Genomic DNA, 18,510 nt, shown 5'->3' on the forward strand with positions numbered 1-18,510 from the left:
AACGGGGATCACCGCCATGAAGAAGTTCGCCAACGACCCGCGCCAGTTCGTGGCCGAGATGCTCAAGGGCGTCGCCCTGGCCAACCCGGACACGCTGCGCTACGTCCCCGAGTACAACCTCGTCATGCGGGCCGACGCGCCGCGCGACGACAAGGTCTCCGTCATCCAGGGCTCCGGCTCCGGCCACGAACCCGCCCACGTGATGATCGTCGGCAAGGGCATGCTCGACGCCGCCTGCCCCGGCGACGTGTTCGCCGCACCGCCCATGGACTACGTCCTGGAGACCAGCAAGTTGCTGGCCACGCCCAAGGGCGTGCTGCACCTGATCAACAACTACACCGGCGACCGGATGGCCTTCGACATGGGCAAGGAGATGGCCGAAGCCGAAGGCGTGCAGATCCAGACGGTGCTCGTCGACGACGACGTCGCGGTGTCCGACTCCACCTTCACCATCGGCCGGCGCGGCGTCGCCGGAAACTTCTTCGTCATCAAGGTCGTCGGCGCGGCCGCCGAAGCCGGCGCCGACATCGACGAGCTCGTCCGGCTCGGCAACAAGGTCAACTCGGTCACGCGGACCATGGGCATGGCGCTCACCTCGTGTACGCCGCCGGCGAAGGGTTCGCCGCTGTTCGAACTCGGCGACGACGAGATGGAGATCGGCGTCGGCATCCACGGCGAGCCCGGACGCCGCCGCGAAAAGCTCGCCGACGCCAACACCATCATCGACGAGCTGCTGGAAGCAGTCGTGAGCGACCTGCCCTACCAGCGCGGCGACGACGTCGCCCTGATGATCAAGGGTCTGGGCGGCACCCCGATCGGCGAGCTGTACCTGCTCTACGGCCGCGCCCACGAACAGCTCGAAGCCCGCGGCATCAACGTCCGGCGCAACTACGTCGGCGAGTACTGCACCTCGCTCGACATGGCCGGCGCGTCGCTCACCCTCGTCAAACTCGACGACGAGATCGTCAAGGGCCTCGCCGCGCCGGCCGAGATCGCGATCAGAACGTTCTGACGCCCACCGGGCCCGACCTCCTCACAGCACCTCGGCGAGGAACTCCGCGAGCTTGGCCTCGGCCTCCGGTGAGCCGGGCCGCAGGTGCTCGTGCGCCTCACCCTGCTTGTGGCCCTGCTCCAGCCATTTCATGAAGTCCCTGCGCAGCTGCGGGTCCTTCACCTTGTTCTTCAGCCACCCGGAGTCCTCCAGCTCGGCCTTGTTGGCGTCGCTGATGCGCTCCTGGCGCGGCGGCGGGTCGTCCTGGCCGTACTTCTCCTCCCAGTAGTCGTCGCCGCGGCCACCGCCACTGCCGTTCCCGCTCATCATCGCGGCGAGGATGGCCAGCGCCCCCGCACCGGCCAGAGTGGCCAGGAAGTCGGCCGCGGCGGCGGTGAGCACGAGCTGGAAGCCGCCCCCGGCCAGGGCCGCCAGGCCCAGCGGCGGGAACCACACCATGGCGAGCATGGCCAGCAGCAGCGAGGCCAGGAACAGGGTCTGGCTGATCGCGTCGAGGATGTGCGAGGTGAGGATCGGCTGGTCGGGTCCGCCCGCGGCCAGGCCGAGCACGAGGCTGCCGATCCCGGCGGCGATGCTGCCGAAGCCGGTGAGCAGGCGCAGCTCGGCGCGCACCGCGGCGTCGGCGGCCGGGGCGGCCAGCAGCGGCCGCAACCGCCGGGCGGTGGCGTAAAGCTGCCAGCCGAGCCAGCCCAGGCCGGCCACGGAGAAGACCAGGACCAGCGGGAACACCCACGGTTCGGCGAGCAGGCCCTGCACGCCGGAGAAGGTGGGCAGGCTGCCGGGCAGGAAGTACAGCAGTGTCGGCACCAGCAGCACCGCCCAGATCAGCAGCGGCAGCCAGGGCTTGAGACCGCGCGGCGGCGTCGCACCGTCGCGGCGGCGCAGCCCCGTGCCGCGCCACGCCTGCGCGCCGCGGGTGGCGTCGAGGGCGGTGGTGGACTGGGCCACGGCCTGGCGCATCGGGTCGTCGGGGGCGACGCGGTCGTGGCTGTACAGGGCGGCGCGGCGGGTGAGCACGTACGTCCAGGTGAAGTAGGGGGTCCACGGCAGACCCGCGAAGGCGTGCCCGCCGAGGGCGGCCACGGCGGGGCGGCCCGCCTGTTCGGGCGCGGTGAGCGTGTCGGGCCAGGCGCGTTTGCCTGCCAGCAGGGTGCGCCGGTCCAGGAACGTCGCGGCGGCGAGCGCGAGCAGCGGGTACAGCCACAGCGCGTGGCGCAGGAACGCCAGCGGCGTGGCTAGGGCGTTGATGACGCCCGCGCCGTCGGGGTCGGCGACCTCGTGGTTGTACGCGGCATGGTCGAGCCACGGGAACAGCAGCAGCGCGCCGCCGGCCAGGCGCTGCAGGGCGCTGCCGCGGATCAGCAGGCCGACGCCGAGACCGGCCAGGGCGCTCCAGACCAGGTGCAGGCTGATGTCGGGGCTGGGCGTGTCGGCCGAGAACGCGTCTATGTAGGACACCGGTGTCGGCAGCCACGAGGTGACCAGGTCGGGCAGGCCCCAGATCTGGACGAAGCTGAAGCCCTGCATCTTCGACCAGCCCTCGAACGGGCCGCCACCGGTGACGGAGGCTGCCTGGTCGGCGTGCCGGAGCAGCTGCTCGACGAGCCCGAACCCGGCCCCGCCGGCCGCTCCCAGCAGCAGGAAGTCGGTCAGCCCCCACTGTGCGCGGACCTTGCGGTGCAGCAGTGCCAGCAGCGCGAACGGCGCCACCTTGGCCAGCTCCTCGATGAGCGGGTCGACGGTGTAGCTGGCCGTGCGGACGATCTCGGGTAGCGGGTCCCCGCTGAGTGCGGCCATGCCGCGGGTGTAGACCAGCTGCAGGCCGAGGGCGAGCATTCCGGCGCCGTACAGCCCGGCGACCACGCCGAGGATCAGCAGCGGCATCCGCACGGTGCGGGTCGCGGAGGCGAGCATCGTCAGCTGCCATACGCCGTAGCAGGCGGCGAACATCATCAGGACCGTCACGCCGCGCACGGTAGCTGGTATCGACCAATTCCTCTGTCCGGTATCGGGCAGCGCCCGTTACGCGACGGTCTTCGTCACGCCTCCTCCCAGTCGAGCCGTCCGTCGAGCACCGTGCGCCGGGACTTCATGAACCGGCTGCCGTAGCGCATCGCCTCGTGGCTGCGCGCCAGCACCGCGCCCAGATCCGGCCAGGTCTTGGGGAAGTCGCGGCCGTCCTCGGTGGACGAGACCAGCACGTTGCCGTGCGAGTCGCTGTCGGAGTGGTCCACGGCCAGGCACTTGCCCCGCCGGCCGGCGGCGACCGGCAGCCAGTGCCGGTTCCAGGTGCGCCACATCGGCCGGGCCTCGTCTTCGGCGACACGCCGCCGCGACAGGGCGATCATGTCGGCCGTGCCCAGGAAGGCGTATCCGGGTGCGAGGCAGAACGCCGGCGTGGCTCGGCCGGCCCCGTTGTGCCAGCGCAGCAGTTCCTCGACGTCCTTGATCAGGTCCACGCCGAGCTGCGCCCGGACCGCCGCCAGCTCCGCCCCCGTCGCGGGCGGGGGCAGGTCGCGCAGGGTCAGCGGCGCGTACTCGGCCAGCCAGCCGTCGATCGCCGCGAGGGTGGAGGAGAACGACATGTGAGGCATTGAAGCACCTCGGCGGCTGCCTGCCCGTCCCCCATCCACCCGAGGGGTCCGGGTGACGAGGGCCACGGCCGAGTGCCGTCGGGCTGATCCACCTGCGGACCCGAGTGCAGCCCGGCACCGTCCATTTCGGTCGGACGGGTGACCATGTCGCTGGCAGGCACTAGGATCTGCGGCTGTGACCGAGACTGCGGCGAAGACCTCAGCCCGCCAGGGCAGCGTCCTGTTCGGCCTGCTGGCCGTCATACCCGCGTTCGTGCTGCTGTGCAGCGGATACGTCGTGCCGACCGTACGCACCGTGCTTGCCGGCTTCACCGACGTCGACATGCTCGGCAAGGAATCCGAATCGGTCGGTCTGGAGAACTACTCGGACGTGTTCTCGGACTTCGCGGAGTCGCTGGTCTGGCCGCTGATCTTCGCCGTGCTGGTGACGCTCACCGCGGTCGGCGGCGGCGGCACGCTGGCGTATCTCGCCGCGCGCGCCGGCCGGGCCGGTCGGTGGACGGCCCGCATCGCGTTCGCGCTGCCGATGGCCGCCGTGGCCACCGCGGGCGCGGCTGCCGCCTGGGTGCTCACCTACGAGCGCTCGGGCGGGCTGAACCCGCTGTTCGCGCAGTACCTCACGTTCTTCGGCCTGGCCGTCGGGCTCGGCGCGACCGCGTACCTGCTGGTGTTCCGGCGTTCCACCCGCCCGCGCGACGCCTGGTCGGGCGTGCTGCTGGTCAGCGGCGCCATCGCGGCCTCGTCGCTGGCGATCGGCCTGCAGGCGTTCGGTTTCCCCTACCTGCTGGGCCGCACCCCCGACGGCCCGCGATTCGCCACCCCGGCGCTGCTGATCTTCCAGCACTCGTTCCAGACCTTCCGGCTCGGCACGGCCTCAGCCGCCGCGGTCCTGCTGTGGCTGCCGCTGGTCGCACTGGGCATCGGCATCGCACTCTGGCTGATCCTGACCCGCGCCCGGATAGTGCCCGCCGACCAGCCCTCGGCCGAGCAGACCACAGCTCCGGCTCCGGCGGACAACCTCGGGTGGCGGGTCATCTCCTTCATCGTCACCGGCGGGCTGCTGCTGCTGGGCCTGGCCGGGCTCACCCCGTGGCTGCTGAACTCGGTCGGTTTCGACACCGAGGCCGTCCGCGGAAACCTGTTCACGCACCTGTCCTTCACCTGGTTGCCGCCGCTGATCTCGACGGTCGTCGGGGTGCTCGCCGCGGCGCTGGCCGGGTACGGCATCGGCGCGCTGCGGCCGCTCGGCGACCGCAGCGAACTGCTGCTGCTGCCGTTCGCGCCGTGGCTGTTCGTGGGCCTGGCAGGCCTCACCCCGGACGCGTTCCTGCACCGCACCGAGGACGGCAGCGAGTTCCTGTTCCTGATCCCGCCGGCGTCGCTGGCCATCCCGGTGCTGTTCGCGTCGACGCTGCTGTTCCGGGGAGTCCGCTGGACCCGCGCGCTGCCGGTCGTCGGGCTCGCCGCGCTGCTGACGTGGGTCGTCCAGGCCCAGGACACGCTGTGGCCGATCCTCGCGGGCTTCCAGCCCGACAGCGCCCCGATGCAGGTGGTCGTGATGCAGACGATCCAGGAGTTCCGCTACCGCGGCGACGGCGGCGTGCCGACCGGCTGGCTGTACCCGCTGCCGGTGTTCCTGCTCGTCGCGGCCGCCATCGCGGCGGCACAGGTCCTGGTGCTGGACCGGCTCGCGCTGCGGACCGGCCGGACAGTGGACACCGACCAGGCCGTTGCCGCACCTGTCTCCACGGAGGACACCTCCGCAGGTCAGTGACGTTCCATCGCGCCCAGTGCAACATGACCGGCCCGCCCTGCGGGCCTGTCATGTCTGTCCGGGGCGATTTACGCTCAGCCGATGACTCCCGCAGGACACACGTTGAGTCCGGCCGTGCTCGCGGCGTTGACCGACTGGCCGCGCACCGCCGAGGCTGCGCCGGCTGATCCGACCGTGCTTCCGCAGTTTCTCAACGACCTGCTGTGGGAGTTGCCCTGGTGGAACCGGGACTGGCGGGTCACACACGTCGGGCACGCCCATCCGTGTGAGACGCCGAGCAACGAGTCCCCCGCAGGCACGAAGCCGATCGAGGTCTTCGTGGCGGGGATGGCGGGCGACGGCGACGGCAAGGCCGTCCCCTTCTCCGCGCGGGTGCGGTTCGCAGGCGACCGGCTGATCCGGCTCCAGGCCAAGATCGGTGACACGGTCATCGGCCCCGGAATCACCGCACCGGGCCGCCTGGAGCCACACCCGTTCGGGCCCGTGTTCAGCAGGCTGATGGAGCTGCGCGGCATCTCCGTCGGAGAGATGGCAAGGCAGTGCGGTCGAGCGGAGTCGACCATCATGAAGCTTCGCCATGGACGGTTGACCCCGCACCGAGCCCTGGTGGCGGAGGTCGCCGAGGCGCTGAAGATGTCCGAGGCGGATGTCGCCGCGATCGCCGGACTCGAACAGGACGTCCCGGCGACCCGATGACCGGCCTACTGGCCGGCCGGACGCCGCAGCCCGAGACGGACCAGCAGCAGGCCCACGACAGCGGTGATCGGACCGATGACCACCCAGATCTTCTGCCCGTTCATGCCACCGGACTGGCCGAGCAGATCCAGGCCTTGCAGGGTCCACACGATCCCCGACAGCACGAGCAGCACTCCGAGCACCAGCCACACCCAGCGCATGATCACTCCAACTCGTCGACGGGCGAACCGGCGCTCATCGTCGCACGGGAACGCGGTAGATCAAACAAGGTGCGGCGGCCCGCAGGAACTGCCGAGCCGCCGTCCCGAGCCGCGCCGGCCTACGTGGTGCAGTCGATCCAGGTCCAGGAGCCGTCCGGGTTGTTCTGCAGGCACCAGTCGGCGTACGCCGGGGACGCCCCGAGCGCGACCGCGGCCAGCACCCCCACCGCCGCCATCAGCACGGTTCTTTTCACCAGACGAAGCATCAGTCCCACCTCTCAACGTCACCGACGATGCACAGGACGTTATGAATTCCATTCGCGTGTGTCAATGACCGGAGGCCGACACCCAGGGGCGGCGCGACCGTGCGGTCACCGACACCCGGGCCGTACGTGAAGGCGGCTACCATCGCCGGATGCCCGCCCTGGTACGCGATCTGGTGCCCGCCTTCCTAGACTTCTGGCGGCAGGCCGCGGACGCTCCCCCGGACCGGCGACTCGCCCTGTGGCGCGAGTACGCGGCGCGCCATCCCGAGGCGGTCGACCACGTCACCCGCGGCGGCGGCGAGCCGGACCCCGGACCCGCGCTCGCCCGCTACCCGGAGCTGATCGGCCGGATCACGACCAATGCGCCGCTGGCCGCCGGCTGGTTGGAGGACGCCGCCCGGCTGGTGGCCGCGGTGCTGGACGCCGAGGACCGGATCGTGCCGTGCGTCAGCATGGTCGGGCCGGCCAGGTCGAACGGCTGGGTCAGCGAGATCGACGGGCGGCACGTACTGTTCCTGGCCGTCGAGCAGGTGCCGGACGCCGCCGCGGCGCGGATACTCGCCACGCACGAGATGGCGCACGCGCTACAGCTGCCGATGCCGGCGACGCCCTGGCCGCAGGACGGCCCGCTCGGGCACGGGGTGTTCGCCGAGGGTTTCGCCACCCGCCTGACCATCGAGCTGCTGCCGGAGTACGGAACCGCCGAGCACCTTTGGTTCGGCCCTGGCTACGACGACTGGCTCGCCGAGTGCGAACACCGGCTGCCCGAGGCCCGCGCGGAGATCCTTGCGGGTCTGGACGCGACGGACCCCGACGTGCAGCGGCGCTACCTGACCCTCAACGCCGGGCACCATCTGCCCGACCGGATCGGCTACCTGGTCGGGGTCCGCGCGCTCGAACAGCTGCGCCGGGCGTATGCCTGGCCGGAACTCGCGCGCTGGGGCACCGATCGCGCGATGGCCGAACTGCGGCGGGTGCTCGCCGGATGAGGCTGGGTCAGCCGACCTGCTGGATCTGGGGCAGGGACAGCTGCAGTTCGGCGCGGATCGCCGGGGTGAGCACCTCGCCTGCCTGCTTGCACAGCTTGGCCATCTCGTAGCCGGCCACGCCCACGTCCGCGCCGGTGGCGGTCAGCGTCGCCAGGATCGAGCCGTCCCGGATCGGCATGACGAGCAGGAAGCCGCGGCCCATCTCGACGACGGTCTGGCGCACCGAGTCGCCGTCGAACAGGCTCGCCGCGCTCTTGGTGACGCTGACCAGGCTTGAGGTCACCGCCGCGAACTGGTCGGCGCTGTCGCGTGGCAGCCGGTCCGAGGCGGCCACGAGCAGGCCGTCCGAGGAGACCACCACGGTGTGCACGACACCGGCCACGCGCTCGGCGAATCCGTTGATGAGCCAGTTGAAGTCACGCGCCGCTGCGCTGATCGCCATGTCCGTCCACTCTCCTGTCACTTACCGGCCGGCTGTGTCAGCTGCCGCTCCGCCTCGGTCCGCCCCTCGGCGTCGTCTTGTTCCGGCTCTTGTCCCGGCTCGGGCCCGGTCGGGGCCGGCGGCTCGGGCGCCGCGGCCGACCCGCTCGGGGCCGGCGGCTCGGGCGACACGGCCGACTCGGGTGAGGTCCGGGGCGCGGGCACGGTCGCCGGGGCCGGGCCGGTGCCGTCCTCCGCCTCGGCGCGCCGTACGCCCGCATACAGCCTGGTCAGCGTGTCGCCGAGCGCGTCCGGGTCGGCCTCGTAGCGGGTGGTCGCGGCCTGGGCCGCCTCCGGTACGGACCGGCGGGTGCGGGCGGGCAGCCCGGCCTTGGTCAACGTGGGTGGCTGCGGCGCGGGCTCGGCCGCGGGCGTGGCGGGGGCCTGCTCGCCGGCGTCGCGGTTCCACCAGATGCTGGGCGCTCGGCGTTCGGGTGCGAGCACGTCCTCGGAGCGGGTCGGCACGCGGCGGCGCAGCGTCGACAGAGCCGACTCGGCGGCGTCGGCATCGTCGCCCGCCGGTGCGGTGTCGGGTTCGTCGGTGGGCGCGGGCGCGATGATCGACTCGGGCAGCAGCACGCGCACGGTGACCCCGCGCAGGCCGGAGGTCAGCTGCACGGTGATGCCGTGCCGGCGGGCCAGGTGCCCGACCACGACCAGGCCCATCCGCTCGGCCGCCGAGGTGTCGATGCTGACCGGCTCGGACACCTGGCTGTTGGCCTCGGCGAGCAGCTGCGCCGACATGCCGATGCCGTCGTCGGCGACGACCAGCTCGGCCGAGCCGTCCGGCAGCGCGTTGCCGCGGACCTCGACCACGGTGTCGGGCGGGGAGAAGGCGGTGCCGTTCTCCAGCAGCTCGGCGAGCAGGTTGACCACGTCGGCGACGGCGTGCCCGACCACGTGGACGCCGTCGGGGGTGTCGTGATGGACCCGCTGGTAGTGCTCGACCTCGGCGGTGGCGGCGAGCACGATGGTGTTGAGGTCCTTGGGGCGGTTCCAGTGCCGGGCGGTGTCGCCGCCGGCGAGCACGAGCAGGTTCTCGTCGTTGCGGCGCAGGCGGGCGGCGAGGTGGTCGAGGCGGAACAGGTTGCCGAGCTTGTCCGGGTCGACCTCGCCCGACTCCATCGTGTCGAGCAGCTGCAGCTGCCGTTCGACGAGGGTCTGGCTGCGCCGGGACAGCTTGATGAAGATCTCGTTGACGTTGCGCCGCATGCTGGCCTGCTCGGCGGCCAGGCGTACGGCAGCCAGGTGCACGGCGGTGAACGCCTCGGCGACCTCGGCGACCTCGTCCTGGGAGCCGACGATGATCGGTTCGACGTGCACCGGCGGGGCGGTGGTCGGCGACAGCCGCAGTTGCTCGATGACGCGCGGCAGCGCGACCTCGGCGACGATCAGCGCCTGGGCGCGCAGCGAGCGCAGGGTCGAGGCCATGTTGCGGCCGATGACGATGGACATGAGCAGGGCCGCGAGCAGCAGCACGATGGTGACCAGCGATCCGAACAGGGTGGTCAGCCAGCGGCTTCCGCTGGCGGAGGCGACCGCTTCGGACGCGCCTGCGAGCAGGTCCTGCTCGACGGTGCGCAGCTGTTCGAGTTCGGTGGTGCTGGCCGACCACCACTGCTGCGGGTCGACGCCCGATCCGGGCTCGGCGGCGACGATGGTCTCGGCGAGCCGGTTCGCGTTGCGTACGGCCTGGCCGGCCACGACGTCCTCGAAGCGGGAGACCTGGGCGGGGTCGGCGTCGGCGCGGAAGGCGGCCAGTGCGGCCTGCCGCTGGGCGCGGGCCTGCGCGATGCGCGCGCCGGGCGCGGCCTCGAACGCCGCCCCGTAGCAGAGCATGTAGAGGCGGCCGCGGATCTGGGCGGTGAGTTCCTTGGCGCGGGCCAGGTTGGCGAAGCCGCGCACCTGGCGGCCGAGCACGGTGTCTCCGCCGACGTCGGCCGGTGCCGGCAGCATCGCGTGCAGCGCGGCGATGACGCCGGTGTACGCGTCGAAGGCGGCCTGGGCGCGCAGCCAGCCGCCGGCGACCCCGGCGCGCAGCCGGGCCACCTCGTCGAGCCGGTCCTGGGCGGTCCGGTAGGGGGCGGCCGTGGCGGCTTCGGCGGCCAGCTCCGCGGCGGCCGAGCGCCAGCGTGCCGCGGCCCGGTCGACGGCGGTGCGCTCGGGGGCCAGTGCGGCGACGTCGCGGGCCGGCGAGCCCGCCGCCGACAGCGAGACCAGCATGCCGACGGTGCGGTCGCGTTCGTTCTGCAGCTCGTGGACCAGCGTGGTGATCTCGTCGCCGAGGGCGACCTGGTGGGCGAACGCGTCCAGCTCGGCGGCGGCGCGCACGGAGTCGGAGATCTGCACGCCGGAGACGACCAGGAAGCCCAGTAGCGGCACGGTGAGCACCGCGGCGAGCTTGGTGGGCACCCGCCAGAGCCGTGTGCGCAGCGGTGACGAGCGGCGATGCGCCCCGGTCGCCCGCCCGCCGCGACGCCCTTGATCCGTCACCGGACGACCTCCGTACACTTTGCTCAGTCCACATCAGAGTGATCTAGGTTTTGCTGCGTACATCTAACCGTCGGCCGCGACGCCGCAGCAAGTGGATCCGGGATGAACTTATTTAACGGAACACATACGACGCCAGGGCTTGAAAGTCTCAGTCGCGCACGAAAAGATACCCCGGTCCGCGATCATCGTCACGGGCTGGTTCTTTCACATCGGAGCGTGCGTCGATGAATCCGCTGCGCCTGGCGTGCTGCCTGGCCTCGGTCGTCCTGGTGATCGCCGGATGCACGTCCACCCCGGACACCGCACAGCCGTCGGCCGTGGGTGTGCTGGCGCCGCTCACCGGCCCGGACGCCGGCTGGGGCGTCGACGCCGTCAACGGCGCGCGGCTGGCCGTCGACGTCGTCAACGACGACCACCCGGACCTGCCGCTGCCCTTGGCTGCGGGCACCGGCCTGCCGGGGCGGGGCGGCGCGCGGCTGAGCCTGGCCGCTCGGGACACCGCCGGGCAGGCCGAGACCGCGTCGGCCGCGCTGACCACGCTGGCCGAGGACGAGCACGTGGCGGGGCTGGTGCTGGCGGAGTCCGCGGAGATCGCCGAGTCCGCCGCGAGCCAGGCGCAGCGGCTGCGGGTGCCGCTGCTCGACGCGCGCAGCACCGACGACTACCTCACCGAGCTGGGCATCGACTGGTACTTCCGGATCGGGCCGAGTGACAGCCGCCTCGCCGAAGCGGCTTTCGCGCTGCTGGCCCGGCGCGGACCCGGCTCGGGCGAGATCACGCTGGTCACCGAGGCCGGTCGGGGCGGCTCCGCGGCGGCCGTGACGAATCTGCGGGAACTGGCCCGCCGGGCGGCGGCGCCGATCGCCGAGTCGCTGAACGTGACGGCGGCCGACACCGCCCAGCTGCGCGACCGGCTTGCCGAGGCCTCGGGAAACACGGTCGTGGCGTGGGCGCAGACTCCGGCCGGGGCGCGGGCCGTCGCCGATGCCGTCGGCCAGACCACCGAGCGGCCGACGCTGGTCGGCCTGGGCCAGGGCTTCCGGGCGCTGGAGCGGCCGGACAGCGGGGCCGCGGTGCTGCGGGCGGTGCCGTGGTCGGCCGACCTCGCCCAGCGCGACCCGACCGCCCGGCTCGTCGCCGAACTGTACGAGCGGCGCTTCGGCAAACCCATGAGCGCAGTCGCCGCGGACGCGTTCACCGCGACGATGGCGCTGGCCGCCGCCGTGGACGCGGCCGGTTCTGCCGATCCCGCCGCGATCCGCACCGCGCTGCGCCGCACGTCACTGTCCGCGGTACAGATGATCATGCCGTGGGACGGGGTGCGGTTCGGCGACGACGGGCAGAACCAGTTCGCCGCCGCCGTGGTCGAGCAGTGGCAGGACCGTGCCTACCGGCTGGTCTACCCGATCGAGCTGGCGTCGACACCGGCCCGCTGGAGCCCGGAGCCCAAGCCGTGACCAGCCCGCCCCTGCTGCTGCGGGCCGCCGCGCTCGCCGACGGACGCCGGGTCGACGTGCGGATCGACACCGGGACGATCGAGCGGGTCGAACCGGCCGGCACTCTGGACGCCACCGGCGCGCAGGTCGTCGACCTCGACGGGCATGTGCTGCTGCCCGCCCCGATGGAGATCCACGCCCACCTGGACAAGGCGCTGAGCGCCGACGCCGTGCCCAATCCGGCCGGGGACCTGTTCGGCGCGGTCACCGCGTGGCTGGCGTACCGGCCGTCGCTGACCCGCGAGCAGGTGGAGCACTCCGCCCGGACCGCGCTGCACGGCTACCTCGGCCACGGCGCCACGGCCGTGCGCACCCACGCCGACCTCGGCGACGGCATCGGCAAACGCGCGCTGCAGGCCGTGCTCGCGGTCCGCGACGAGGCCGCCGCGCGGTGTGCGGTGCAGGTCACCGCGTTCGCGGCGGTGCCGCTGACCGGCGCCGCCGGAGCCGCCAACCGGGCGATGCTGGCCGACGCGCTGGTCGCAGGCGCGGACGCGGTCGGGGCGTGCCCGGGGCTCGACCCCGACCCGGCCGGCTGCATCGCGATCTGCCTCGACCTGGCCGCACAGTACGGCGTCCCGCTCGACCTGCACGTCGACGAGTGGCTGCACCCCGACCCGTGCACGCTGGAACTGCTCGCCGACGCGGTCACCGCGACCGGGTTCCCGTACGGCGTGATCGCCGGGCACTGCGTCAGCCTCGGCATGATGGAACCCGACCGGGCCGGGAAGATCGCCGACAAGGTGGCCCGCGCCGGGATCGCCGTGGCCTGCCTGCCGCAGACCAACCTGTTCCTGCAGGGACGCGACCACGACCGGGCGGTGCCGCGCGGGCTGACCGCGCTGCGCACGCTGCGCGCCGCGGGTGTCACCGTCGCCGCGGGCGGCGACAACCTGCAGGATCCGTTCCAGCTCCTCGGCCGCGGCGACCCCCTGGAGACCGCCGCGCTGCTGGTGCTGGCCGGACACGACACCCCCGAGACCGCGTACGACGCGGTCAGCGCCCAGGCCCGGCGCGCCGCCGGGCTGCCCCCGGTCGCCGTCGCGCCGGGCTCGCCCGCCGAACTGCTGGCCGTACGCGCCGGTTCGCTGCGCGAGGCCCTGGCCACCGCGACCGCGCACCGGCTGGTGGTCCACGACGGGCGGATCGTCGCCCGCACCACGGTCACCCGGCACGACCCGGACGACCACCCTGCACAGCCAGATTCTGCACAGATAGGACATACCGCGTGACCGACGACGGCATCCCCGCCCTGACCATGGAGGCGGTCGGCCTGCGATATCCCGACGGCACGCTCGCCCTCGACGGGGTGAGCCTGCGGCTGGCCGCCGGCGAGTTCACCGCCGTGGTCGGGCCCTCCGGCTGCGGCAAGAGCACCCTGCTGCGGCTGGCCGCCGGTCTGCTCGCGCCGACCACGGGCACGGTCGCCCGCGCCACCGACCGGCTTGGTTTCGTGTTCCAGGATCCGACCCTGCTGCCCTGGCGCAGCGTACGGCGCAACGTCGAGCTGTCCGGCGAGCTGACCGGCGTCCCGGCACGTGAGCGCGGCGAGCGGGCCGCGGACGCGCTGCGCCGGGTCGGGCTGTCCCATGTCGCCGAAGCGCTGCCCGGCACCCTGTCCGGCGGTATGCGGATGCGGGTGTCGCTGGCCCGCACACTGACCGGCCGCCCCGACCTGATGCTGTTCGACGAGCCGTTCGGCTCCGTCGACGAGATCACCCGCGGCCGGCTCGGCGACGACCTGCAGGAGCTGTTCGCCGCGGACGGCTTCGCGGGCCTGCTGGTCACCCACTCCGTCGCCGAGGCCGTCTACCTGTCGCAGCGGGTGATCGTGATGGCCGACCGCCCGGGGCGGCTGGTCGGCGAGGTCGCGGTGCCGCTGCCGTACCCCCGGCTGCCCGAGGTGCGCTTCTCCCCCGCCTTCACCGAGCTGACCGCGCAGGTGACCGCCCTGCTCCAGGGCGGCGCCGCCGACCGCATCGAGGTGCCCGCATGACCCGCCCCAGCCGCCGACACAGCCTGACCCGCCAGTCGCGCCGGCTGGCCCCGCCCGCGGTGGTGGCCGCGCTCGTGCTGGCCGCGTGGTACTTCGGCAGCTACGTGCTGATCGACGCCGACCGGCGCTTCCTGCTGCCCGCGCCGCACGAGGTCGTCAAGGTCGGCTTCGGCGACCCGGCCAACCTCGCCGAGCTGCTGGCCGGGCTGCGGCTGTCCGCGGAGGTGGCGCTGACCGGGCTGCTCTGCGCCGCGGTGCTCGGCCTGGCGCTGGCGATCCTGATGAGCCAGGCGCGCTGGGTGGAGCGCTCGCTGTACCCGTACGCGGTGGCGCTGCAGACCGTGCCGATCCTGGCCCTGGTGCCGCTGCTCGGGTTCTGGTTCGGCTTCGGCTTCTCCAGCCGTGTCCTGACGTGCGTGCTGATCGCGCTGTTCCCGATCGTGGCCAACTCGCTGTTCGGCCTGCGCTCGGTCGACCCCGCGCTGCACGACCTGTTCACGCTGCACCGCGCCGGTCGGCTGACCCGGCTGGTCAAGTTGCAACTGCCCGCCGCGCTGCCGGCGATCCTGACCGGGCTGCGGATCTCCGCCGGGGCGGCGGTCATCGGCGCGATCGTCGGCGACTTCTTCTTCCAGCAGGGCGATCCCGGCCTCGGCCAGCTCATCTACGTGTACCCGCGGCGGCTGCAGTCCGAGATGCTCTTCGCCGCGGTGTTCCTGGCGTCGGCGTTCGGCGTGGTCGTCTTCTGGCTCTTCGGCATCCTGGCCCGCCAGGCCACCTCCTGGCACACCTCGCAGCAGCGCCGGCCCTACACGGGCGGCGCGGCCCACTGACCGTCTCTCCCCACCCCCCTTCCTAAAAGGAGATACATGAACACCCTTCCCGCCTCGCGAAGGCTGCTGCGCCCAGCCGGCGCGGCGACCGCGCTGGTCGCGATGCTGCTGGCCGCGGGCTGCCAGTCCACCGAATCCCCCACGGCCCCGGCGCCCGGCGCGGGCAGCGGGTCGACCGACCTGGCCGCGGTGTGCCCGGCGACCGTGGTGGTGCAGGCGGCGTGGACACCCGAGGCTGAGCACGGCGCGCTCTACCACCTGCTGGGCCCCACTCCCACCATCGACGCCGCGGCCAAGAAGGTCACCGGGCCGCTGATGGCAGGCGGGCAGAGCACCGGCGTGAACATCGAGATCCGTGCGGGCGGTCCGGCGATCGGCTTCCAGAACGCCGGCGCGCAGATGTACGCCGACCCGTCGATCATGCTCGGCCAGGTGGCCACCGACGACGCCATCGGCCTGTCGGCCAAGCAGCCCGTCGTCGCGGTCGTCGCGCCGTTCGACATCGCGCCCTACATGATCATGTGGGACCCGGCGGCGAACCCGGGCTTCAACTCGATCGTCGACATCGGCAAGACGAGCACCCCGGTGCTGTTCTTCAACGGCGCGACCTACATGGACTACCTCACCGGCTCCGGCATCCTGCGCCGCGGCCAGGTCGACGGCGCGTACGACGGCAGCCCGACCCGCTTCCTGTCCGAGAAGGGCAAGATCGCCCAGCAGGGCTTCGCCACCAACGAGCCGTTCGTGTACGAGAAGGCGCTGCCGCAGTGGAAGAAGCCGGTCAAGTTCCAGCTCATCCACGACACCGGCTACCCGATCTACCCTGAGGCCGTCGTGGTGCGCGCGGACAAGAAGGCCGAGCACGCCGCCTGCCTCAAGCGCCTGGTGCCGATCATCCAGCGCTCGCAGGTCGACTATGTGAAGAACTTCGCCGCGACCAACGAGCTGATCATCAAGCTGAACGACGCGTACAAGGGTTTCCCGTACAGCAAGGAGCAGGCGGCCTTCAGCGTCGAGCAGCAGCTCAAGTTGAAGATCGTCGGCAACGGCGGCAACGCCACCTTGGGCGACTTCGACGTCGACCGGGTCAAGCAGGTCATCGGCATCGTCGGCCCGATCTACGCCGGCCAGCGCAAGGAGGTCAAGGCGGGCCTGACCGCCCAGGACCTGGTGACCAACGAGTTCATCGACCCGGCGATCGGGCTGAGCTGACCTCGTGAGCACCGTGGAACCACCTCCGCTGGCGCAGGTCGCGCAGCGGGCGAGCCGCCGGGCCCCCGGCCCGGCGGCTCTCGCCGCCTTCCTCGACGCGCTCGCCGCCGCGCTGCCGGCCGACCGCCTCACCACCGTGGAGTCGGCACGGCTGGCCGCATCCCGCGACGGGGCCTACCTGTCACCGCTGCTGTCGGCCGTGCTGCCCGAGCGGCTCGCCGACGTCGTGGTGCGGCCGGTCGACACCGGGCAACTGCAGGCGGTGGTACGCCTCGCGCACGCGCACGGGGTGCCCGTGGTGCCCCGGGGCCGCGGCACCGGCAACTACGGCCAGGCCGTGCCACTGGCCGGGGGTGTCGTGGTCGACCTCAGCGACGCCGATCGCATCCTCGAAGTCGGCAACGGCTGGATTCACGCGCAGGCCGGGGCCACCTTCGTCGCGCTGGAGGCGGCGGCCCGGCGCACCGGCCAGGAGATCGCGATGATGCCGACCACCGTCGGCAGCACCATCGGCGGCTTCCTCGGTGGCGGGGCGGGCGGGCTCGGCTCGATCGAGCACGGCTGGCTCTGGGACGGTTTCGTGCAGGCCCTGGACGTGGTCGGCTGCCCGCCGCAGGACCAGCCCCGCCGGGTGCACGGCGCGTTGTGCCTGCCGTACCTGCACGCGTACGGCGTCACCGGCATCATCGCCACCGCCACCGTCAAGCTCGCCCCGGCCCGGGACTGGACCGCGGTGCTCGCCTCGTTCCCCGGTCCCGCCGGAGCGGACGCGGCCCAGGCCGGGCTGGCCCTGCTGCGGCTGGATCCGCCGCCAAGGCTGGTGTCGCTGGACGAGCCGGCGCTGGTCGCCGCCTACCCCGCCGACCCGGCGCTGCCCGAGGGCAGGCACAGCCTGCGGGCCGTGGTGGACGCCGGTGTCGTGGACGCCGTATCCGCAATGGTCGCCGCGCACGGCGGCCGGGTCGAGAAGGTCGACGCCGCGGCGGTCGGTCACGTGTCGACGCTGTCGTTCAACCACGTCACGCTGCGGGCCAAGAAGGCCCGGCCCGAGCTGTGCCACCTGCAGATCGGCGGGGCTCCGCTGGTCACCGACCCGGACGCGGTCCGGGCGGCGCTGCCGGGTGCGATGCTGCACCTCGACGGCATGCGCCCCTACCTCGACCCGGCCGACCCGGTGCGCGGGCGGGGCTTCGGCGGCCTGCTGCTGGCCCCGTTCCACGACGCGGCGACGCTGTACGCCGGTGTCCAGCGGCTCCGCGAGCTCGGTGTGCACGTCGTCGACCCGCACACCTGGCTGCTGGACGGCCCGGCCCTGCCCGGTATCCGCGCCGCCGCGGCAGCCAACGACCCGGACGGCCTGCTCAACCCCGGCAAGCTCCCGCTCGACGGAGCCGGCTGAGCACCGCGCCGCCGTCGATCGTCGGAGTTGCCAGGCACCTGTGCGAATGGCCGCACAAGATACGCACAGGTGCCCGGCAAGTCGAGTGACCTTGCGGCCGCTTGACACGACCGCGCCGACACGGATAGACACATGCGACTGTGACTTTCTGTCGACATGTGGAGCACTCAATGTTGCGCGCCTTCTTCGGACGCCACAAGACCGCCTCGACCTGGGCGCGCAGCATCCTGCACGACGCGGCCCACGCGCTCGGCCTGAAGGTGCTGACCCTGCACGTGCCCGCCCAGTGGGCCGGCCACGCCACCGTGGGCGACTACGTCCGGGCGCAACAGCCGGACCTCCTGGTGATGACGAACGTGACCCAGGCCCAGTTCGACACGCTGCCGCCGCTGCGTGGCCTCAACGTCATCCGCGACCCGCGCGACATCATCGTCTCGGGGTACTTCAGCCACCTGCACAGCCACCCCGAGAAGCTGATGGGCAACACCTGGACCGAGCTGGTCGAGCACCGGCGCGTGCTGACCGAGTCCGACACCGAGGCCGGGCTGCTGGCCGAGATCGAGTTCAGTGGCCTGTTCCTGGACCCGATGCGCGAGTGGACCTACGCCAACCCGGGCGTGCTGGAGCTGCGCATGGAGGACATGGTCGCCGACCCGCTCGCGACCTGGACCAGCGCGCTGACCCACCTCGACCTGCTGGCCGCACCGGACGCCCTCGACCGCGTACGGCACGCGGCGTGCACGTGGAACCTGGCCGACCGCCGCGCGACGCCGCACGCGACGGCCCGGGTACGCCGGTTCCTGCCCCGGCTGCCCCTGCGCCGCCTGCCGCAGGCGTACGCGGCCGACGCCCTGGCCCGGTTCTCCTTCGAGCGGCTGTCGCAGGGACGGCGGCCCGGCGAGGAGGACGTGCACAGCCACTACCGGCGCGGGGTGGCCGGGGACTGGCGCAATCACCTGACCGAGGTGCACCTCAAAGCCATCGACGCACGGTACGGCGACATCGTGCAGCAACTCGGCTACGCAGCGTGAGTCGTCCATCCGACACAGCCGCCTTTAATTGATGACTGT

At 72.6% G+C, this 18,510-nt stretch carries 17 protein-coding genes; 11 read left to right on the forward strand and 6 right to left on the reverse strand.

The window, feature by feature from the left end; translation table 11 throughout:
- The first annotated feature begins 16 nt into the window (after nt 1–16).
- Nucleotides 17–1,012, forward strand: a complete 996-nt coding sequence (dhaK, locus tag F6W97_RS36565) for a dihydroxyacetone kinase subunit DhaK (RefSeq protein WP_155375154.1) — start codon at nt 17–19, stop codon at nt 1,010–1,012.
- 21 nt (nt 1,013–1,033) lie between these two features.
- On the opposite strand, the gene F6W97_RS36570 is transcribed toward dhaK, so the two are convergent.
- Nucleotides 1,034–2,977: a PrsW family glutamic-type intramembrane protease gene (locus F6W97_RS36570; RefSeq protein WP_155375155.1), complete on the reverse strand. Its 1,944-nt coding sequence runs from the start codon at nt 2,975–2,977 to the stop codon at nt 1,034–1,036.
- A 74-nt stretch (nt 2,978–3,051) separates the two neighbouring features.
- Nucleotides 3,052–3,597: an SMI1/KNR4 family protein gene (locus tag F6W97_RS40310; protein WP_196279488.1), complete on the reverse strand. Its 546-nt coding sequence runs from the start codon at nt 3,595–3,597 to the stop codon at nt 3,052–3,054.
- Between the two features lie 184 nt (nt 3,598–3,781).
- Here F6W97_RS40310 and F6W97_RS36580 point away from each other — a divergent pair, with 184 nt between their 5' ends.
- Together F6W97_RS36580 and F6W97_RS36585 are read left to right on the forward strand one after the other, a co-directional pair.
- Complete coding sequence (locus F6W97_RS36580; RefSeq protein ID WP_196279489.1) at nt 3,782–5,380, forward strand: sugar ABC transporter permease; 1,599 nt, start codon at nt 3,782–3,784, stop codon at nt 5,378–5,380.
- Between the two features lie 81 nt (nt 5,381–5,461).
- Nucleotides 5,462–6,076 carry a helix-turn-helix domain-containing protein gene (locus tag F6W97_RS36585; protein ID WP_155375158.1) on the forward strand — a complete coding sequence of 205 codons (615 nt, stop codon included), beginning with the start codon at nt 5,462–5,464 and terminating at the stop codon, nt 6,074–6,076.
- 5 nt (nt 6,077–6,081) lie between these two features.
- On the opposite strand, the gene F6W97_RS36590 is transcribed toward F6W97_RS36585, so the two are convergent.
- A complete protein-coding gene (locus tag F6W97_RS36590; RefSeq protein WP_155375159.1) occupies nt 6,082–6,276 on the reverse strand; it encodes a hypothetical protein in 195 nt (64 codons plus the stop codon).
- A 119-nt stretch (nt 6,277–6,395) separates the two neighbouring features.
- Nucleotides 6,396–6,530, reverse strand: a complete 135-nt coding sequence (locus F6W97_RS41320; RefSeq protein ID WP_269059727.1) for a hypothetical protein — start codon at nt 6,528–6,530, stop codon at nt 6,396–6,398.
- 161 nt (nt 6,531–6,691) lie between these two features.
- Here F6W97_RS41320 and F6W97_RS36595 point away from each other — a divergent pair, with 161 nt between their 5' ends.
- On the forward strand, nt 6,692–7,531 hold the full coding sequence (locus tag F6W97_RS36595; RefSeq protein ID WP_155375160.1) for a hypothetical protein: 840 nt from the start codon (nt 6,692–6,694) through the stop codon (nt 7,529–7,531).
- 7 nt (nt 7,532–7,538) lie between these two features.
- Here the strand turns inward: F6W97_RS36595 and F6W97_RS36600 are convergent, their stop codons facing one another.
- Together F6W97_RS36600 and F6W97_RS36605 are read right to left on the reverse strand one after the other, a co-directional pair.
- Nucleotides 7,539–7,973, reverse strand: coding sequence for a roadblock/LC7 domain-containing protein (locus tag F6W97_RS36600; protein ID WP_155375161.1), 435 nt, complete (start codon nt 7,971–7,973; stop codon nt 7,539–7,541).
- Between the two features lie 17 nt (nt 7,974–7,990).
- Entirely contained in the window at nt 7,991–10,504 is a 2,514-nt protein-coding gene (locus F6W97_RS36605) for a sensor histidine kinase (RefSeq protein WP_155375162.1), read from the reverse strand.
- Between the two features lie 224 nt (nt 10,505–10,728).
- Here F6W97_RS36605 and F6W97_RS36610 point away from each other — a divergent pair, with 224 nt between their 5' ends.
- The 7 genes from F6W97_RS36610 (at nt 10,729) to F6W97_RS36640 (ending at nt 18,471) form a co-directional block, all read left to right on the forward strand.
- Nucleotides 10,729–11,961, forward strand: coding sequence for an ABC transporter substrate-binding protein (locus F6W97_RS36610; protein WP_155375163.1), 1,233 nt, complete (start codon nt 10,729–10,731; stop codon nt 11,959–11,961).
- The gene (locus F6W97_RS36615) at nt 11,958–13,232 is read left to right on the forward strand and encodes an amidohydrolase family protein (protein ID WP_155375164.1); all 1,275 of its coding nucleotides are present in this window, start codon (nt 11,958–11,960) and stop codon (nt 13,230–13,232) included. Before F6W97_RS36610 ends, F6W97_RS36615 begins: the two co-directional genes overlap by 4 nt.
- Entirely contained in the window at nt 13,229–13,996 is a 768-nt protein-coding gene (locus tag F6W97_RS36620; protein WP_230687274.1) for an ABC transporter ATP-binding protein, read from the forward strand. The genes F6W97_RS36615 and F6W97_RS36620 overlap by 4 nt, the downstream gene beginning before the upstream one ends.
- Nucleotides 13,993–14,829, forward strand: coding sequence for an ABC transporter permease (locus F6W97_RS36625; protein WP_155375165.1), 837 nt, complete (start codon nt 13,993–13,995; stop codon nt 14,827–14,829). The genes F6W97_RS36620 and F6W97_RS36625 overlap by 4 nt, the downstream gene beginning before the upstream one ends.
- A 36-nt stretch (nt 14,830–14,865) precedes the next feature.
- Nucleotides 14,866–16,041: a hypothetical protein gene (locus tag F6W97_RS36630; RefSeq protein WP_155375166.1), complete on the forward strand. Its 1,176-nt coding sequence runs from the start codon at nt 14,866–14,868 to the stop codon at nt 16,039–16,041.
- 4 nt (nt 16,042–16,045) lie between these two features.
- Nucleotides 16,046–17,440: an FAD-binding oxidoreductase gene (locus F6W97_RS36635; protein WP_230687275.1), complete on the forward strand. Its 1,395-nt coding sequence runs from the start codon at nt 16,046–16,048 to the stop codon at nt 17,438–17,440.
- 170 nt (nt 17,441–17,610) lie between these two features.
- Nucleotides 17,611–18,471: a sulfotransferase family protein gene (locus F6W97_RS36640; RefSeq protein WP_155375167.1), complete on the forward strand. Its 861-nt coding sequence runs from the start codon at nt 17,611–17,613 to the stop codon at nt 18,469–18,471.
- Nucleotides 18,472–18,510 lie beyond the last annotated feature (39 nt).

It is taken from the genome of Catellatospora vulcania (assembly GCF_009720385.1).
In the GTDB taxonomy this organism is placed as follows: domain Bacteria; phylum Actinomycetota; class Actinomycetes; order Mycobacteriales; family Micromonosporaceae; genus Catellatospora; species Catellatospora vulcania.

Bases quoted from the DNA above. Each gene is read 5' to 3' on its own strand.
- F6W97_RS40310 (WP_196279488.1), bottom strand. From the start codon at position 3,597: ATGTCGTTCTCCTCCACCCTCGCGGCGATCGACGGCTGGCTGGCCGAG.
- F6W97_RS36630 (WP_155375166.1), top strand. From the start codon at position 14,866: ATGAACACCCTTCCCGCCTCGCGAAGGCTGCTGCGCCCAGCCGGCGCG.
- dhaK (WP_155375154.1), top strand. From the start codon at position 17: ATGAAGAAGTTCGCCAACGACCCGCGCCAGTTCGTGGCCGAGATGCTC.
- F6W97_RS36610 (WP_155375163.1), top strand. From the start codon at position 10,729: ATGAATCCGCTGCGCCTGGCGTGCTGCCTGGCCTCGGTCGTCCTGGTG.
- F6W97_RS36640 (WP_155375167.1), top strand. From the start codon at position 17,611: ATGTTGCGCGCCTTCTTCGGACGCCACAAGACCGCCTCGACCTGGGCG.
- F6W97_RS36625 (WP_155375165.1), top strand. From the start codon at position 13,993: ATGACCCGCCCCAGCCGCCGACACAGCCTGACCCGCCAGTCGCGCCGG.
- F6W97_RS36590 (WP_155375159.1), bottom strand. From the start codon at position 6,276: ATGCGCTGGGTGTGGCTGGTGCTCGGAGTGCTGCTCGTGCTGTCGGGG.
- F6W97_RS36585 (WP_155375158.1), top strand. From the start codon at position 5,462: ATGACTCCCGCAGGACACACGTTGAGTCCGGCCGTGCTCGCGGCGTTG.
- F6W97_RS36595 (WP_155375160.1), top strand. From the start codon at position 6,692: ATGCCCGCCCTGGTACGCGATCTGGTGCCCGCCTTCCTAGACTTCTGG.
- F6W97_RS36600 (WP_155375161.1), bottom strand. From the start codon at position 7,973: ATGGCGATCAGCGCAGCGGCGCGTGACTTCAACTGGCTCATCAACGGA.